The organism is Streptomyces sp. 15-116A (assembly GCF_025290915.1).
GTDB lineage: Bacteria > Actinomycetota > Actinomycetes > Streptomycetales > Streptomycetaceae > Streptomyces.
The window spans coordinates 1-14,851 of record NZ_JAOCQE010000003.1 but is presented as its reverse complement, the minus strand read 5'-3'; the positions used below and the strand labels follow the sequence as shown (position 1 = coordinate 14,851).

Genomic DNA, 14,851 nt, shown 5'->3' with positions numbered 1-14,851 from the left:
TACAGGGGCTGGGCGAGGCCTTCGGACCTCGCCCTCGCCACCTCGTCGAAGGTGTCGTCCAAGGCCCCACAAGCCCGGTTCCTGGTCACGCCTCTCGCTCCAGCAGTTCCAGGGCTTCCTCCCAGCGGAACCGGTCCGCGCCGCCGCCCGCCCTGGGCCGGTGCGGTTCGCATGAGCCGATCAGGACGCCCATCGCGCGCAACTGATCGAGGCTTCGCTGATACGCGGGATGGGCGGCCTGCGCGGAGTTCAGGTAGGGGAGCACGACGGTCGGGATGCCCATGCCGTACGCCTCGCACAGAATGCCGAGGGCCAGGGTGTCGGAGATCCCGGCGGCCCATTTGTTGATCGTGTTGAAGGTGGCCGGGGCGACCGCTATCGCGTCCGCGGGTGGCAGAGGGCGAGGGTCCCCGGGCGAACGCCACGCCGAACGGATCGGGTAGCCGGTCTGTGCCTCGACCGCCTTCGCGTCGATGAACCCGAGACCCTGCGGTGTGGCAACGACGCCGACATCCCAGTTCGCCTCCTGGGCAGCCGTGATCAGCTTGCCGACGTCACGGGCGACACCGGCGGCGCAGACGACGACGTACAGGAACGGCTTCTTGTCCAAGGCGGTCGGCTCGGTCACGCGGGGACTCCCAGTCGGCGGCTGAAGTGGTGCCGTTCCGGCAGCGTACGTCGGCGGTCACGGACGGCCATGTCGGCGACCAGGTTGCGGACGTCGGGGCGGCGGACGTCCTGGGCGGCGCAGGTCTCGGCGATGCGCAGGGCCTGGTAACCGTCGGCGAGGCGGCCCTGCTGGCTGTAGGCGCGCGCTGCCTCCACCCAGAGTGCGGCGCGGCGCTCGGGGACCGGAATGTCGCGGCGCATGAGCGGGCGGGCGGCTTGGAGGGCGAGGCCGGTGTCACCGAGGGCCACCAGGGAGCTGAGCTCGTGCAGTGCGACGTTGGTGGGGCTGGAGGTGGCCCAGGCGTCCGGCCGGTCAAGCGTGACGTACCGGGAGACCTCCTTGGCCTCGGTCAGGAACTCCTTCGGTTGCATGAGGCGGGGCATCAGCCGTACTGCTCGTCATGGCCCTGAGCTGAGGCTTCTTGACCTCAACTGGACATGACCCGCGGCGTTACCGCGCCGCCCGCAGAAGCTGGGCGGCGCGATCAGGACCGGTGGGAGTCGAACCAGCGCCATCTCAGCAGCTGCCGTGTCTCCTGGGGCAGCAGGCGCTCCAACGCCAGCAGGTCCTGGTAGAGCCGGTAGCCCCGGCTCGCCAGAGGTCCGGTGAAGGGGGCGATGACCGTGATCACGACGGCCGGGCACGTCCGCTCAGGTCTTCCGGTCGCCACGGGGCAGCCTGGTCTTGAGCAGGGCATGTGTGAGCAGACCCAGCAGCAGTCCCCAGAAGGCGGAGCCGATGCCGAACAGGCTCATGCCCGAAGCGGTGCACAGGAAGGTGACCACCGCGGCGTCCCGGGTGCCGACTTCTCCGAGCGCCGTGGTCAGGCTGCTCTGGAGCGCCCCCAGCAGTGCGACGCCGGCCACGACCGCGATCAGCGCGGCCGGCAGACCCGCGAACAGGAGGACCAGCACGCCCCCGCAGGAGCCGATCAGCAGGTACCAGATGCCGCAGGACATGCCCGCGATGTAGCGGCGGCGCGGATCCGGGTGGGCCTCCGGGCCGGTGCAGATGGCGGCGGTGATGGCGGCCAGGTTGACCGCGTGTGAGCCGAAGGGGGCCAGCAGGAAGGACATCGCGCCGGTGGAGCCGACCAGCAACCGGTCGTCCGGCGTGTATCCGGCGCCCTCCAGCACGGCGGTGCCGGGGGCGTTCTGCGAGGCCAGGGTGACGACGGCGAGCGGGATCGCGATGCCGATCAGGGCGGCCAGCGAGAAGTCCGGCATGGTCAGAACGGGCCGCACCAGGACACCGCCCCCGCCCAGGGCGAAGTCCAGCCGGGTCGTGACGAGAGCGGCGCCGGCTCCGGCGAGCAAGGCGACCGGTACGGCCCAGCGGACGCTGAGCCGCTTCATGGCGAAGAAGGCGATGAAGGCGCTCAGCACGATGGCGGGAGAGGTCTTCAGCTCGGTGAAGATGCTGACACCGAACGAGAAGAGGATGCCCGCGAGCATCGCGTTGACCACACCGGTGGGCACGGCCCGCATCAGCCGGCCGAACAGGCCGCTGTATCCGATCACCGCGATCGCCGCGGCGCTGATCAGGAAGGCGCCGATGGCCTGCGCGTACGGGTAGTCACCGAGGTTGGTCATCAGCAGGGCGACACCCGGCGTCGACCAGGCGGTGATGACGGGCATCCGGGTGCGCCAGCTCAGGAAGAGACAGGTCAGCCCGGAGCCGATGGAGACCGCCCAGACCCAGGACGCGGTGTGGGCCTCGTCGAGATGGCCGGCGCGGGCCGCCGCGAGGACGACGACCAGCGGTCCGGAGTACGAGACGATCACGGCGATGAGACCGGCGAGCACCGCGGGGAACGACACGTCCCGGCGCAGCGAATACCGCGGAGGGGCTTCCGGGGCTCCGGGGCAGCCTTCGGTGGGTGCCTTGTTCTCGGTCGTGGCCTCAGAGGTGTCGCCGGCGGGTGGAGCGGTGGGTTCTATGCCCGTGGACACGGTGTCAGATTTCCTTCGCGGCTTTCTCAAGGGCGTGCTCGAGGTCGTTGATCAGGTCGGCCGGGTGCTCCAGGCCGATGGAGAGACGGACCATCTCACGCGGCGCACGGCTGCCCGCGCCCTCGAAGGTGAAGCGGTGTTCGATCAGGCTCTCCGTGCCGCCGAGCGAGGTCGCACGGATGAAGAGCTCACAGTTCTTCGCCGTCTGCAGCGAACGCTCCCAGGGACCGTCCACATAGAGGGAGAGCATCCCGCTGAAGCCGCCGGTCATCTGCCGCGCGGCCACCGCATGGCCCGGATCGGACGCCAGGCCCGGGTAGCCGACCCGGCTGACCAGCGGGTGGCCGTCGAAGTGCTCGGCTATCTCCAGCGCGGTCGCGGAGATCTGCCGCATCCGGGGGTGCAGGGTACGCATCCCGCGCACCAGCAGGTACGTCTCCAGCGTGCCGAGGATCGGGCCGGCGAGCTTGCGGTGCAGGTCGATCCGCTCCCACAGCTCGGCGAGCACCGCGCTCCGGCCCGCCCCGCCGCGCTCTCCGGCGACCAGGAAGCCCGCCACGATGTCGGAGTGGCCGTTGAGGTACTTGGTGGCGGAATGCATGACGAGGTCGGCGCCGAGCTCCAGCGGCCGGGTGTGCACGGGTGTCGCCACGGTGTTGTCCACGGCCAGCAAGGCGCCCGCCGCATGAGCCAGTTCGGCGCAGGCGGCGATGTCGGTGACCAGCCAGGTCGGGTTGGCCGGCGTCTCGATCCACAGCAGGGTGGTCGGCGCCGCCGCCACCGCCCCGGCGACCGCCGCGAGGTCGGTGGTGTCCACCCGGACCACCTCGAGGCTGCGCTGCGGCGCGAACTCCAGCAGCCACTTCGTCAGCCCGAAGTAGAGCGTCTCGGAGACCACCACACGCGACCGGTCGGGCAGGCACTGGAACACGGCGGTCGCGGCCGCCATGCCGGAGGAGAACAGGGTGGCGTCACTGCCGCCCTCCAGGCCCGCCACGACCAGTTCGGCCTGCTCGTAGCCGGGCGCCCCCTGGTCACGGAGGTACGCGCGCCCGCCGCGGGTGTCGTACGCGCCGTCACGGCCGAAGGTGACGCCCAGGGCGATCGGCGGCGGGACGGCGCCGGTCGTGGGGCAGCGCCAGCCGTCGGCCTGGGCGGCGAGGGTCTCGCGCCGCACCGTGCCGGGCGCCCAGGGGGTGTAGAGCTCGCGGTTACTGATCTTCATGACGCTGCTTCCTGGTCGAGCCGGAGAAGTCTCGCGGCCAGCCGGTCCGCCTCACGCAGGGCGCGCGAGGGAGAACCGGGCGACGGAACATAGTGGTTGTAGAAGCTGGACCCTTCGGTGAGCGGTCCGAAGGCTGAGACGGTGGATGACGCGTCACCGGCGGCGTCCCGCACCCGCAGGGCGCCGTCCACCTCGATGCCGAGCGACGTCCCGGCCGCGCCCAGCCGGCGCAGCCGGCCCCGTGCGAGGAGCCGCCGCAGCAGCTCCCCGGCCGTCTCGGGGGACTGAAGAGCCGCCAGATGGGCGCTGACCAGCCAGTCGACCCGTACGGTCGCCGCTGTGGCCAGCGTGGTGGACTCCAGCCGCCAGCCGGAGCCGTCGCGGACGGTACGGGGCGCGGGCCCCGGCCCGGGGGTGAGCACGCCCGCGTCGGCGAGGGCCAGCACCTCGGCGGTCCGCTCCGCGTGCGGGCCGGTCACCAACCGGTTCAGCTCGCCCGTGAAGCGGGTGAAGAACCAGCGGGTGGACTCCTCGGTCAGGCCCGGGGCGTCCACCGCCTGCCGGATGGTCTCGCGGTGGTCCCGCAGCACTTCGAGGGCGGCCTTCAGCGGGCTGGCCTCGACCCCGCGCAGCGCCTCGGCCAGGTCCTCGTTGACCGACTGCAGGAACCACTTTCCGTACCGGTCGGCGTCGGCCAGCGCCGCACGAGGCACCGTCTCCGCGAGCAGTCCGGCCGCGGTGCAATCCGGGCCGGCAGCCGGTCCCGTGCCGAGCCGGTCGTCCATTTCCGCCCGCAGCAGCGGCAGTACGCGGCTCTCGAAGTCCAGCCGGCCGCCGGCGGCACCGGAGCGCAGCTCCTGTACCGCTTCGGGGGTGAAGTGCCGTGCGGGGGAGGCGACCCGGTCGGGGCGGAACTCCGGCCGCGACCGGTAGGGCAGCCCGGAACGGCTGACCCAGGTGATCCGGGGCTCCCGCCCGCTCGGCACATACCGCGGGCGCCCGTCGGACCTGGTCCCGAAACGTCCGCCCCGGCCCACGGTGAGCGCCGCGATGACGTCCATCGCGGCGAGCCCGGTGCCGAGGACGGCCACCCGGCCGCCGTCGGGGACGCCCGCCACGGCCTCGGGCAGCGGGTAGGGGGTGCGGACCCACCGGTCGGCGGGCACCGGCGCCCGCTCGGGCAGCCCATGGCCGAGCGCCAGCACCACGGAGTCGGCCGTGAGCTCCCGCCCGTCGGCCAGCCGCACCCGCTCGCGGCCGTCCCGCCGGACGACATCCGTCACGTCGCTTTGGTGGTGCGTGACGTGGACCCAGGGCGCCGCCCGGCCGCAGATCTCGCGCCAGCACCAGGCGAGGTACTCGCCGAGCACCCGGCGGGGCAGGTAGTCGGCCGGACGCACCGGGCGCCCGCGGCCGCCGTACTCCCAGCCGTCACCGGTGCGGCCGAGGCCGCGCTCGCGCGCCCACTCGAAGAGGGTCGGCCCGCCCGGCGCGGTGACCGGACGGCCGAGCATCGGCCCGTCCGCGAACCCGGTGACCTGCGCGGCGATCGTGTTGAGCAGCAGGTAGTCGGGCTGTGGCCGGTGCAGCCCGGTGCCGCCGACGCCCGGGTCGCACACCTCCACGGCGGCGGGGGTCCGGTGCTCGGCGCAGAGCGCGACGATCCGTTCGAGTACGGACAGGGCACGCGGCCCGGCGCCGACCAGCGCTATGCGTACCGCGTCGGTGCCGTCGGCTACCACCTGCGCTCCTGACCGAAGAAGCCGGGAACGGCGACCGTCTCCTCCCGCTTGCGGGCCTGGTCCAGGACGTACGCGCCGACCGCCAGGTCGAGCACGCCGAGCCCGAACGGCGAGAAGACCACGGCCCGTCCAGGATCGGTGGTCACCTCGCCGGACAGCACCTGGGCGAGCGTGCCGGTGACGAACTCGCGCCCGCCGGTGAGCTGTTCGGCCAGATGGGGCGACGTCTGCGCCTTCATGCAGTGCTCCACGTCGTCGAGCACGTTGTCGGTGCTGAGCAGCAGCTCCGGCGGCAGGTCGCGCAGCGAGATGTTCAGCACCACCTGCCCGGGCCGCAGCCGGGTGCCGGCGGGCACGTACGGCTGTGCCGCGGTGGTGGCGAGGACGACCAGGTCGCAGTCGAGGGCCTCCTCCAGCGAGCCGGTGGTGCGGGCGTCGAAGCCCAGCGAGCCGGCGTGCGCCGCGAGGCGGGCGGCGGACGGCTCGTGCAGGTCGTGGCAGAGCACCTCGTCCGGCTGCCAGCCCGCCGCGGCCAGGTAGTCGGTGATGGTGCGGGCGATGACGCCCGCGCCGATCACGGCGGTACGCCCGCTCAGCGCCGCCCCGCCGCCCAGGGTCCGGGCCGCCAGGGCCGCGGAGGCCGCGGTACGGGCGGCGCTGATGCCGGCCGCCTCGAGGAGCGCGATCGGGTAGCCGGTGCGGTAGTCGTTGAGGACCAGCACGGCCGAGGCCCGCGGGTTGCCCTCGGCGACATTGGACGGGAAGCTGGCGATCCACTTGATGCCGGCCAGGTCGGTGCCACCGCCGAGGTAGGCGGGCAGTGCGATGATCCGGGCGTCCGGCTTCTCGGGAAAGCGCAGGAAGTAGCTGTCGGGGTTGACGCTCAGTCCGGCCTCATGGGCGAGGTACGCGGAGCGCACCAGCGCGATGACGGCGGCGCGGTCCTCGTCGAGGACGCGGGAGGCGACGTTCCCGGGGACGATGTCGAAGGTGGTCATGATGGCGGATCCCTTATGTGTGGGCGGGGGTCGGGTGCGCGGGCTCGCTGCGCCAGCCGGGCAGGCGCCGGTCCGCCCAGCCGTCGTCGTACACGGTGTCGAGGTAGCGGTCGCCGAAGTCGGGTGAGATCACGACGACGGTGCTGTGGTCCGCCAGCTCCGCCGCCAGCTGCTCGACGCCCGCGAGGACGGTGCCCGTCGAACCGCCCACGAGCAGGCCGTAGTCGGCGGCGAGCCGGCGGCACACGCGTACGGCGCTCTCCTCGGGCACCGACACCGTCCGGTGCACCTGCTGCTCGTCGAAGAGCCGCGGTTCGCGGCTGGACCCGAGGCCGGGGATGTGCCGGGGCCCAGCCGGTTGCCCGAAGGTGACCGAGCCGACCGAGTCGACGGCGACGACCTTGGTCCTGGAGGGCGGCCCGAAGTAGGTGGCGCAGCCCATCAGGGTGCCCGCGGTCCCGGTGCCGACGAACAGGTAGTCGGGATCGCCGACCGAGATGCGGATGGAGTGGGCGGTGCGGGCCGCGTGGGCGGCGACCGAGGCCCGGTTGGCGTACTGGTCGAGCCAGATCAGCCCCGGTTCCTCGGCCAGCTTCCGCTCGATGCAGCGGATCCTGGTCTGCAGGAAGCCCCCGCCCGCGTCGCGTTCGCGGACGATCACAAGTTCCGCGCCGAGCACCTGCATCAGCCGGACGCTCTGGGCGTTGGCGTTGGGGTCGGTGACGACGGTCAGCCGGTAGCCCTTGGCGGCACAGACCATCGCGAGCGCCACGCCGAGGTTTCCCGACGTCGACTCGATGAGGCGGGAGCCCTCCTCAAGGAGACCGCGCTCCTCCAGGTCCTCCACCAGCGCGACGGCGGTCTTGAGCTTGACCGATCCGGCCGGGTTGAGTCCCTCCAGCTTGAGCAGGACCCGCAACCGGTCATGGAATCCATGGAGGTTGAGGAACAGGTCGTCGGTGACGACGTCGTGCACGCTTCCGAAGATCACGTTTGCTTCCTGGGCTTGCGGACGATTCCGGGACGCGGAGCGGCGGTGCGACGCCGGGCCCTCATCGGGCGGGCAGGAGCACGGGCGCCACGGCCGGCACACCGTGGTCGGTGGAGGGCAGCGCACCCCAGATGAGAGAGGCGGCGGCACCGGCGAGAAGGGCGCGAACGAATGAGCGCATGACTGAGAAACCCCGTTGGTCGTGATGAAGACAGGAGAAAGCCGTCAGAGCGGTGGCCGACGCGTTGGTCGGGAAGCGCCGTCCGCCCCCGGCGACTTCTCGATACTCACGCACCGCCGGTCCTGTGCCCAGCGATCAGGGCTGCCGGATCAGGCCGTGGCCGTTACCGGACACGTCTTTGATCCAGCGTTCACATATCTCACGAACTGATCACCCGTACGCGGCAGTTGCCCCTTCCAGTACATTGCGCAGTCGATTGGGCACTGGTAGTGCGCGAACGGGGGGATAGATGGAGGACACCGACACTCACGAACGGACGAGGCTGCTGTACGCGCATGCGCTGCGGGATCCCGAATGGGATCCGCACGCTTTCGCGGACGCCCAGGGCTGGTCGAACGACCAGCTCACGCAGGCGATCCTGCACCTGGCGGACCTACAGCTGCTCTGCCCCAACCCGCACGCGCCGAGCGGCTGGGCCGCCGCGGCACCGAGCGGTGCGCTGGGCCATCTACTGGCCCACGGGCACCGCACGGTCGACGGGCTCACGAAGGAACTGCACCAGGTGTGGAACGCGGTGAGCAGGGTCATCGCCGACTATCACCCCGTACATACCGACCAACTGGCGCACTCCAGCACCGAGTTGCTGACCGGCGTGGCCCGGGTCACCGCCGCGCTGGAGGACATCACCCGCTCCGCGCAGCGGGAAATCGTCTCGCTGCACCCGGGCAGGGCCGTACCCCCGGAGATGATCGAGGAGGGCCTGGCCCGCGACCGCCACGCGCTCGCGAAAGGCATACGCATCCGGACAGTGCACCTGCACACCACCGCCTCCACCCCGCACATGGCCGCCTACCTGGACGATCTGCAGGCCCTCGGCGGCAAGGTGAAGACCACACAGATGCTGCCGCTGCGGATGATCGTGGTGGACGGCGCGTCGGCGATGGTTCCCGCACCGGCGCCCGAGGGCGAGTTGGCGGCCCTGCTGGTGCACGGAGGCCCGCTCGCCGCTGTGTTCCGCCAGATCTTCGAGCACTGCTGGGTGACCTCGGTGCCCCTGCCGCTGTCCGGCCCGCAGACCGCCGACCACGCGAAGGCCGGCCTCGGCGACCGCGAGTCCACCGTGCTGGCGCTGCTCGCGACCGGCGCCACCGACGAGTCGATCGCCCGCCGCCTCGGCGCCTCCGAACGCACCGTGCGCCGGATCGTCGCCGAGCTCATGGAGCAACTGGGCGCGACCAGCCGGTTCGAGGCAGGCGTACTGGCCACCCGCAGCGGCTGGCTCGGCCCGCCGCCCGTCGACGAGGACTGGCTGGTGCCTGCCCCGGGATCGCGCGGGCTGCGCCCCGGGGGCGGCTCTGCTTGAGCGGGCCTGGGGCGGAAGCCATCGTCATCGTGATCAGGGGCTGCCGTGCGCGTAGTTGTCCGGGCGGGCGGTTGTGTGTGGGGCTGGTGATCGTTGTGCTGGGCTGGGTGCTGAAGGAATTGCTCGGTGAGGGCTGACGGGTCAGGGGCGGGCGGCCAGGTCGGTCATGAGCCGCAGCAGCCGCCCGCCCCCGCCGGGGCTTGCTCGGTGAGGTGTACGAGCTGGGGTTCCGGTGCCGTGCAGCAGCCGCCGGCGTCGGTCTGTTCGGCCTCCGGGGTGTCGAACAGACCCGCGCCGCCGCAGACTCCCGTCTCGGGGAGGGTGAGTTCTACGCGGTCGGCGGCCTCGAGGTCGCCGGCGATCGCGGCGGCTACGGAGCGGGCCTGTTCGTAGCCGGTCATGGACAGGAACGTCGGGGCGCGGCCGTAGGACTTCATGCCGACCAGGTAGAAGTCCTGCTCGGAGTGAGAGAGCTCGCGGTGGCCGTGCGGGTAGACGGTGCCGCAGGAGTGCTGGTTGGGGTCGATCAGCGGGGCGAGTGCCACCGGGGCCTGGAGGCGTTCGTCGAGGTTCAGGCGGATCTCGGAGAGGAAGGACAGGTCGGGGCGGAAACCGGTCAGCACGATCACCTCGTCCACCGGTTCCAGGCAGCGTCCGTCCTCGCCCACCAGCACCAGCCGACCGTCACCAGCACCATCGCCGTCGCCATATCCATATCCATCGCCATAGCCATCGCCGTCGCCATAGCCATCGCCGTCGCCATCTCCGGCAGCGGCACCGGCACCAACACCCGCACCCGCCCGCTCGAACGCCTCCACACGGAACCCCGTGACCGCCTCGGCGTAGCCCTCCTCGACCGCCGCCTTCGCCGCCAGGCCCAGTGCGCCGCGGGCCGGCAGTTGGTCGGTCTCGCCGCCGCCGAAGGTGGTGGCGCAGAGGCCGCAGCGCAGGATCCATACCGCGTGGGTCCCCTCGCCGTCGGCGGACTTGGCCAGCTCGGCGAGGTAGGCGAGTGCGGTGAAGGCGGAGGCGCCGGAGCCGATGACCGCGGTGCGCCGGCCCGCGTAACGGGCGCGTACGGCGGGGTCCTTGAGGTCGGGGACCCGGTAGGTGATGCGGTCGGCCGCGGCCTTCTCGCCCAGCGCGGGCAGGCCGCTGCCGCCGGCCGGGGACGGGGTGGTCCAGGTGCCGGAGGCGTCGATCACCGCGCGGGCGAGGAACCGCTGCTCGCGGCCGTCGGCGTACTCGACGTGGACGACGAAGGGCTGGTTCTCCCGGCCGGCGTCGACGATCCGGTCGCGGCCGGACCGGGAGACCCCGGTGACCGTGGCGCCGGTGCGGACCCGGTCGCCGAGGGCGTCGGCGAGCGGCCGCAGGTACCGGTCCGCCCAGTCACCGCCGGACGGGTACGTCGCCGGGTCCGGGCGTGTCCAGCCGGTGGGCGCCAGGAGCTTCTCGGCGGCCGGGTCGACGACTTCGCCCCAGGGGGAGAACAGGCGCACATGGCTCCAGTGGCGCACGGCCGTGCCCGCGCTGTCGCCCGCTTCCAGCACGAGCGGCTCGATGCCGCGCTCGACGAGGTGGGCGGCGGCGGCGAGTCCGACGGGGCCGGCGCCGATGACGACGACGGGAAGCTGGTGCGTGCTCATGGGCTCCGTCTCCTCCGTGACGACGTACTTCGACATTCGTCGATACAGCGCACCTTGCCACCGACATCGGCGGGCGTCAATATAGACGCATGTCGAATTCAGAGGTCGTGGAGCTGCCTCTCCTCCAGGACAGCGACGCCGTGCCCTGCTGCCCGCCGCTCACCGCCGGGGAGCTGTCACAGGCGGACGCGGAGAAGATGGCCGCGATGTTCAAGGCGCTGTCGGAACCGGTGCGGCTGCGGCTGTTCTCGAAGGTGGTCTCGCATCCGGGCGGGGAGGCGTGCGTCTGCGACATCGCCGACGTCGGGGTCTCCCAGCCGACCGTGTCCCACCATCTGAAGAAGCTGCGCGAGGCCGGTCTGCTGACCTCCGAGCGGCGCGGCACCTGGGTGTACTACCAGGTCGCGCCGTCCGTGGTGGCGGCCATGGCCGCGATGCTCGACCTGCGCGGCCGAGCACCCCGGCAGCCCCTCAGCTGAACCTCTTGCGCCAGGCCAGCGCGACGTGGACCAGGCCGATCAGCACCGGCACCTCGATGAGCGGGCCGACGACCCCCGACAGCGCCTGCCCGGAGGTGACGCCGAAGGTGGCGATGGCGACCGCGATGGCCAGCTCGAAGTTGTTGCCCGCCGCCGTGAAGGCGAGGGTGGCGGTGCGGTCGTACGCCAGGCCCAGGCCCTTGCCGAGCAGGAACGTGCCGAAGAACATCACCGCGAAGTACACCAGCAGCGGCAGCGCGATCCGGGCGACGTCCAGCGGCTGGGAGGTGATGGTCCTGCCCTGCAGCGCGAAGAGGATCACGATCGTGAACAGCAGCCCGTACAACGCCCCCGGCCCGATCTTCGGCAGGAAGCGGGACTCGTAGCGCTCGCGGCCCATCGTCCGCTCACCGATGCGGCGGGTCAGGAAGCCCGCCAGCAGCGGGACGCCCAGGAAGACGACCACGTTCAACGCGATCTCCCCCGTCGAGACGTCCAGGCGCTCCCCGTCGCCGAGGCCGAGCCAGCCGGGCAGCAGGTCGAGGTAGAACCAGCCCAGCAGGCCGAACGCCAGAACCTGGAAGACCGAGTTCAGCGCGACCAGCACGGCCGCGGCCTCCCGGTCGCCACAGGCGAGGTCGTTCCAGATGATCACCATGGCGATGCAGCGGGCCAGGCCGACGATGATCAGACCGGTGCGGTACTCGGGCAGGTCCGGCAGGAAGATCCAAGCCAGCGCGAACATCACGGCCGGGCCGAGGACCCAGTTGATGACCAGGGACGAGATCATCAGCCTGCGGTCGCCGGCGACCGCGTCGAGTCTGTCGTAGCGGACCTTGGCCAGGACCGGATACATCATGATCAGCAGGCCGAGCGCGATCGGCAGGGAGATCCCGCCGATCTCGACCTTCGCCAGCGTGTCGTTCAGCCCGGGGATCGCGCGCCCGAGCCCGAGGCCGGCCGCCATGGCGATCAGGATCCACACGGCGAGGTAGCGGTCGAGCGTGGAGAGTCCGGCGACGACGGACGGGGCCTCGATCGTCGCGGGTGCTTCGGTGCGGGTCACGGGCAGGCCCTCTTGTTGCCGGCGGCGGTACGGGCCTGCTCGGCCAGCTCGGCGAACTGCCTCGCGAGCCGGTCGATGACGTCGGGGCGCAGCTTGTAGTAGGTGAAGCGCCCGCACGGCTCGGTCTCCACGACCCCCGCCTCGCGCAGCACCCTCAGATGGTTGGAGAGGTTGGTCTGGCGGGCGCCGGTCTCCTCGACGAGGTGGGTGGTGCACAGCGTCTCGCGGGCGAGCAGGGTCACGATCCGGAGCCTGAGCGGGTCGGCCAGCACCCGGATCAGGTCAGTGTCGACTGACGTCATCATGGGCTGATACTGTCACATCACCTGAGGCTGATATCAGCTGGGGCTGACTTCTGAGGCGCCTGCTTCTCGTACGCGATCTGCCCCACCCTCCGTGAAGGAAGAACGCATGTCCTCCGCTCCGCTCGCCTCCGTGCTGTTCGTCTGTGTCCACAACGCCGGCCGGTCCCAGATGGCCGCCGGTTTCCTCCGGCACCTCGCGGGCGACCGCGTCGAGGTCCGGTCCGCCGGGTCCCTCCCGGGCGACCAGGTCAACCCGGCCGCCGTGGAGGCGATGAGGGAGGTCGGCGTCGACATCGCCGGCGCGCAGCCGAGGACCCTCACCGCCGAGGACGTCCAGGCGTCCGACTACGTCATCACCATGGGCTGCGGCGACGCCTGCCCGATCTTCCCCGGCAAGAAGTACCTCGACTGGGCCCTGGAGGACCCGGCCGGCAAGGGCGTCGACGCCGTCCGCCCCATCCGCGACGAGATCAAGGCCCGCGTCGAGGCACTCGTCGCCGAGATCGACGCGCAGCGGGAGGCGTGATCGCGAGCACCGCCTCCAGCCCGGCCCGGTCAGGGCAGCGGAAGCGCCGGTGTCACCTCCTGCCGGTGGACGAGGACGTCGAACCACTGCGCCAGGGAGCCGCCGCTCGCGACGGAGCCCGGGCCGGGGCCGCGAGTGGTGACCGGTCCGTGGAGCCATGCGCGGACGGGCGGGGCCGCCGCCGGGCCGTGCAGGTTCAGGACGAACTGGTCGGCGCGCACCTCGCCGAGGGGCTTCTCGAACCATCCCGGGGCGGGCGGCGGAAGCTCGGCCGGCTGACCCGCGCCGGTGGCGACCGTGCCGTGGTCGAGGGTGAAGCCGACCGACCGGTAGTCCCGGCCGTACCAGCCGCGCAGGTGTGAACCGGCGCTGGCGAAGCTCATCTCCGGCTGGGTGAGGCGGAGTTCAGGGGCGTTGGCGGTGTGCGGGCTCGCGGCCCAGTAGGCGGTCTTGTCGCCGGTGAACTCGTGCCACCAGCGCAGGTTCTCGGCGGCGCGGGCATCGCGGTAGGTGCCCTGCTCGTCCTCTCCCAGGGCGTAGAACTCGTAGAACGACAGGATCTGCCGGGCGTTGTGCAGCGCCAGGGCGTGGGAGCGGTCGCCCGGCGTGTGCGGGATCTTCGCGACGAGCTGGTGCGCCTGCCGGGCGCGGTCGACGTAGGGCCGCTTGTTCTTGACGCCCTGGTACCAGGAGATGTGCTGCCAGATGTCGTCGGTCCTGGGGCGGAGGTCTTCATAGAGGCCGCGGAGCTCGTCCGCATGCTCCGGTGCGGTGCCGGTGACGTAGTCGGTCACGGCGTCGTAGGCGAGCCGGCGCGTCATGAAGAACTCGACGCCCACGAAGCGCACCTGATCGTCCGTCGCGCGCCCGGCGTTGAAGCCGCGCAGCCGGCGCAGTACGTCGGCGACCTCGCGGGAGCCGGACCACTGCGGGCCCATGTCCCGGACCAGGGCGTCCGGATCACCCTGGCCGGTGCGCAGGTACGTGTCGATACGCACGCCGGTCGTCCAGTCCTCCTCCCAGGCGAGGGACCGGAACCCCATGCGCTCTACGAGCAACCGCAGCGCACGGTGCTTGAGCCCGCCGACCTCGGCCGCCCCGTGCACGGCCTCGCCCAGCCCCACGATCCGGGCCCGCCCGACGGCGTCCCGCAACGGCCCCAGGTCGTCCAGCGGGCGGCCGGGCTCGGGGGTCCGCAGCGGCTCCGCGTGCCGCCGCGCCCATCCGGCCACCGGATCGCCCTGCCGTCCGCCCGGTTCCGTCGCCGTGGCGGCCCCCGGCACGCTCACCGCGACCGCCACCGCCGTGACGACGGCGGCAACGACGCGGTACATACGCCCACGCATAGGCCCTCACTCCCTCTCGCTCCATCTCCAATCGCGTTCACTCACCATCCCTCCGCACCCGACGCCCCACATCCGGCGAGGGGCGGCGCGCCCCGTACTCCGCCCGGAGTACACAACCCGACAAGAAGGGTGAGGCACTGGTGATTTCGCCGATGGCCTGCGCGCGGTGGCCCCTGACGCTGAGCGGGTCGAGCATCCGCTGCCTCGTCTGGAGGGCTTCATGCGTCGTCGTTCACCGCGTCGGCTTCTCGGTGTGCTCGCGGCCGCAACGGTCGCGTTCTCCCTGTTCTCCGCGGCACCGGCGGCCGCAACGGAGGGTCCGGCCGGGACCGCCGCCCCCGCCGCCCCCGCCGCCCCC

At 71.9% G+C, this 14,851-nt stretch carries 14 protein-coding genes and 1 pseudogene; 3 read left to right on the top strand and 12 right to left on the bottom strand.

The genetic code is table 11. The annotated features are described in order from the left end of the window. Positions 1–85: 85 nt before the first annotated feature. From N4P33_RS01065 to sbnA, 8 genes and pseudogenes are all read right to left on the bottom strand, one after another. Positions 86–628 (bottom strand): flavoprotein, encoded by a 543-nt coding sequence (locus tag N4P33_RS01065; protein ID WP_260824251.1) that lies wholly within the window; start codon positions 626–628, stop codon positions 86–88. After that, a pseudogene (locus tag N4P33_RS01060) lies at positions 625–1,032 on the bottom strand (transcriptional regulator); the annotation flags it as partial. The pseudogene N4P33_RS01060 and the gene N4P33_RS01065, both read right to left, overlap by 4 nt. A gap of 122 nt (positions 1,033–1,154) precedes the next feature. Beyond that, positions 1,155–1,301, bottom strand: coding sequence for a hypothetical protein (locus tag N4P33_RS01055; protein WP_260824250.1), 147 nt, complete (start codon positions 1,299–1,301; stop codon positions 1,155–1,157). 19 nt (positions 1,302–1,320) lie between these two features. Continuing rightward, a complete protein-coding gene (locus N4P33_RS01050) occupies positions 1,321–2,622 on the bottom strand; it encodes a benzoate/H(+) symporter BenE family transporter (protein ID WP_260824249.1) in 1,302 nt (433 codons plus the stop codon). A 4-nt stretch (positions 2,623–2,626) separates the two neighbouring features. Beyond that, on the bottom strand, positions 2,627–3,847 hold the full coding sequence (locus tag N4P33_RS01045) for a PLP-dependent aspartate aminotransferase family protein (protein WP_260824248.1): 1,221 nt from the start codon (positions 3,845–3,847) through the stop codon (positions 2,627–2,629). Beyond that, positions 3,844–5,589 (bottom strand): FAD/NAD(P)-binding protein, encoded by a 1,746-nt coding sequence (locus N4P33_RS01040; RefSeq protein WP_260824247.1) that lies wholly within the window; start codon positions 5,587–5,589, stop codon positions 3,844–3,846. The genes N4P33_RS01045 and N4P33_RS01040 overlap by 4 nt, the downstream gene beginning before the upstream one ends. Continuing rightward, positions 5,583–6,587, bottom strand: coding sequence for a 2,3-diaminopropionate biosynthesis protein SbnB (gene sbnB, locus N4P33_RS01035; protein WP_260824246.1), 1,005 nt, complete (start codon positions 6,585–6,587; stop codon positions 5,583–5,585). The genes N4P33_RS01040 and sbnB overlap by 7 nt, the downstream gene beginning before the upstream one ends. A gap of 13 nt (positions 6,588–6,600) precedes the next feature. Beyond that, positions 6,601–7,578 (bottom strand): 2,3-diaminopropionate biosynthesis protein SbnA, encoded by a 978-nt coding sequence (gene sbnA, locus N4P33_RS01030; RefSeq protein WP_260824245.1) that lies wholly within the window; start codon positions 7,576–7,578, stop codon positions 6,601–6,603. Between the two features lie 470 nt (positions 7,579–8,048). Here sbnA and N4P33_RS01025 point away from each other — a divergent pair, with 470 nt between their 5' ends. Then, positions 8,049–9,122 (top strand): LuxR C-terminal-related transcriptional regulator, encoded by a 1,074-nt coding sequence (locus N4P33_RS01025; protein WP_260824244.1) that lies wholly within the window; start codon positions 8,049–8,051, stop codon positions 9,120–9,122. A gap of 164 nt (positions 9,123–9,286) precedes the next feature. On the opposite strand, the gene N4P33_RS01020 is transcribed toward N4P33_RS01025, so the two are convergent. Continuing rightward, complete coding sequence (locus N4P33_RS01020) at positions 9,287–10,771, bottom strand: FAD-dependent oxidoreductase (protein ID WP_260824243.1); 1,485 nt, start codon at positions 10,769–10,771, stop codon at positions 9,287–9,289. Between the two features lie 89 nt (positions 10,772–10,860). On the opposite strand from N4P33_RS01020, the gene N4P33_RS01015 reads away from it, so the two are divergent. Next, positions 10,861–11,250 carry a helix-turn-helix transcriptional regulator gene (locus N4P33_RS01015; protein ID WP_260824242.1) on the top strand — a complete coding sequence of 130 codons (390 nt, stop codon included), beginning with the start codon at positions 10,861–10,863 and terminating at the stop codon, positions 11,248–11,250. Here N4P33_RS01015 and arsB read toward each other — a convergent pair. Both arsB and N4P33_RS01005 read right to left on the bottom strand, forming a co-directional pair. Beyond that, complete coding sequence (arsB, locus tag N4P33_RS01010; RefSeq protein WP_260824241.1) at positions 11,243–12,316, bottom strand: ACR3 family arsenite efflux transporter; 1,074 nt, start codon at positions 12,314–12,316, stop codon at positions 11,243–11,245. The two genes, N4P33_RS01015 and arsB, sit on opposite strands and share 8 nt — an antisense overlap. After that, complete coding sequence (locus N4P33_RS01005) at positions 12,313–12,621, bottom strand: helix-turn-helix transcriptional regulator (RefSeq protein ID WP_260824240.1); 309 nt, start codon at positions 12,619–12,621, stop codon at positions 12,313–12,315. The genes arsB and N4P33_RS01005 overlap by 4 nt, the downstream gene beginning before the upstream one ends. Positions 12,622–12,727: 106 nt before the next feature. Between N4P33_RS01005 and N4P33_RS01000 the strand changes: the two genes are divergently transcribed. Beyond that, positions 12,728–13,147, top strand: coding sequence for an arsenate reductase ArsC (locus N4P33_RS01000; RefSeq protein WP_260824239.1), 420 nt, complete (start codon positions 12,728–12,730; stop codon positions 13,145–13,147). A 29-nt stretch (positions 13,148–13,176) separates the two neighbouring features. Here N4P33_RS01000 and N4P33_RS00995 read toward each other — a convergent pair whose 3' ends face one another. Further along, complete coding sequence (locus N4P33_RS00995) at positions 13,177–14,493, bottom strand: erythromycin esterase family protein (RefSeq protein WP_260824238.1); 1,317 nt, start codon at positions 14,491–14,493, stop codon at positions 13,177–13,179. Positions 14,494–14,851 lie beyond the last annotated feature (358 nt).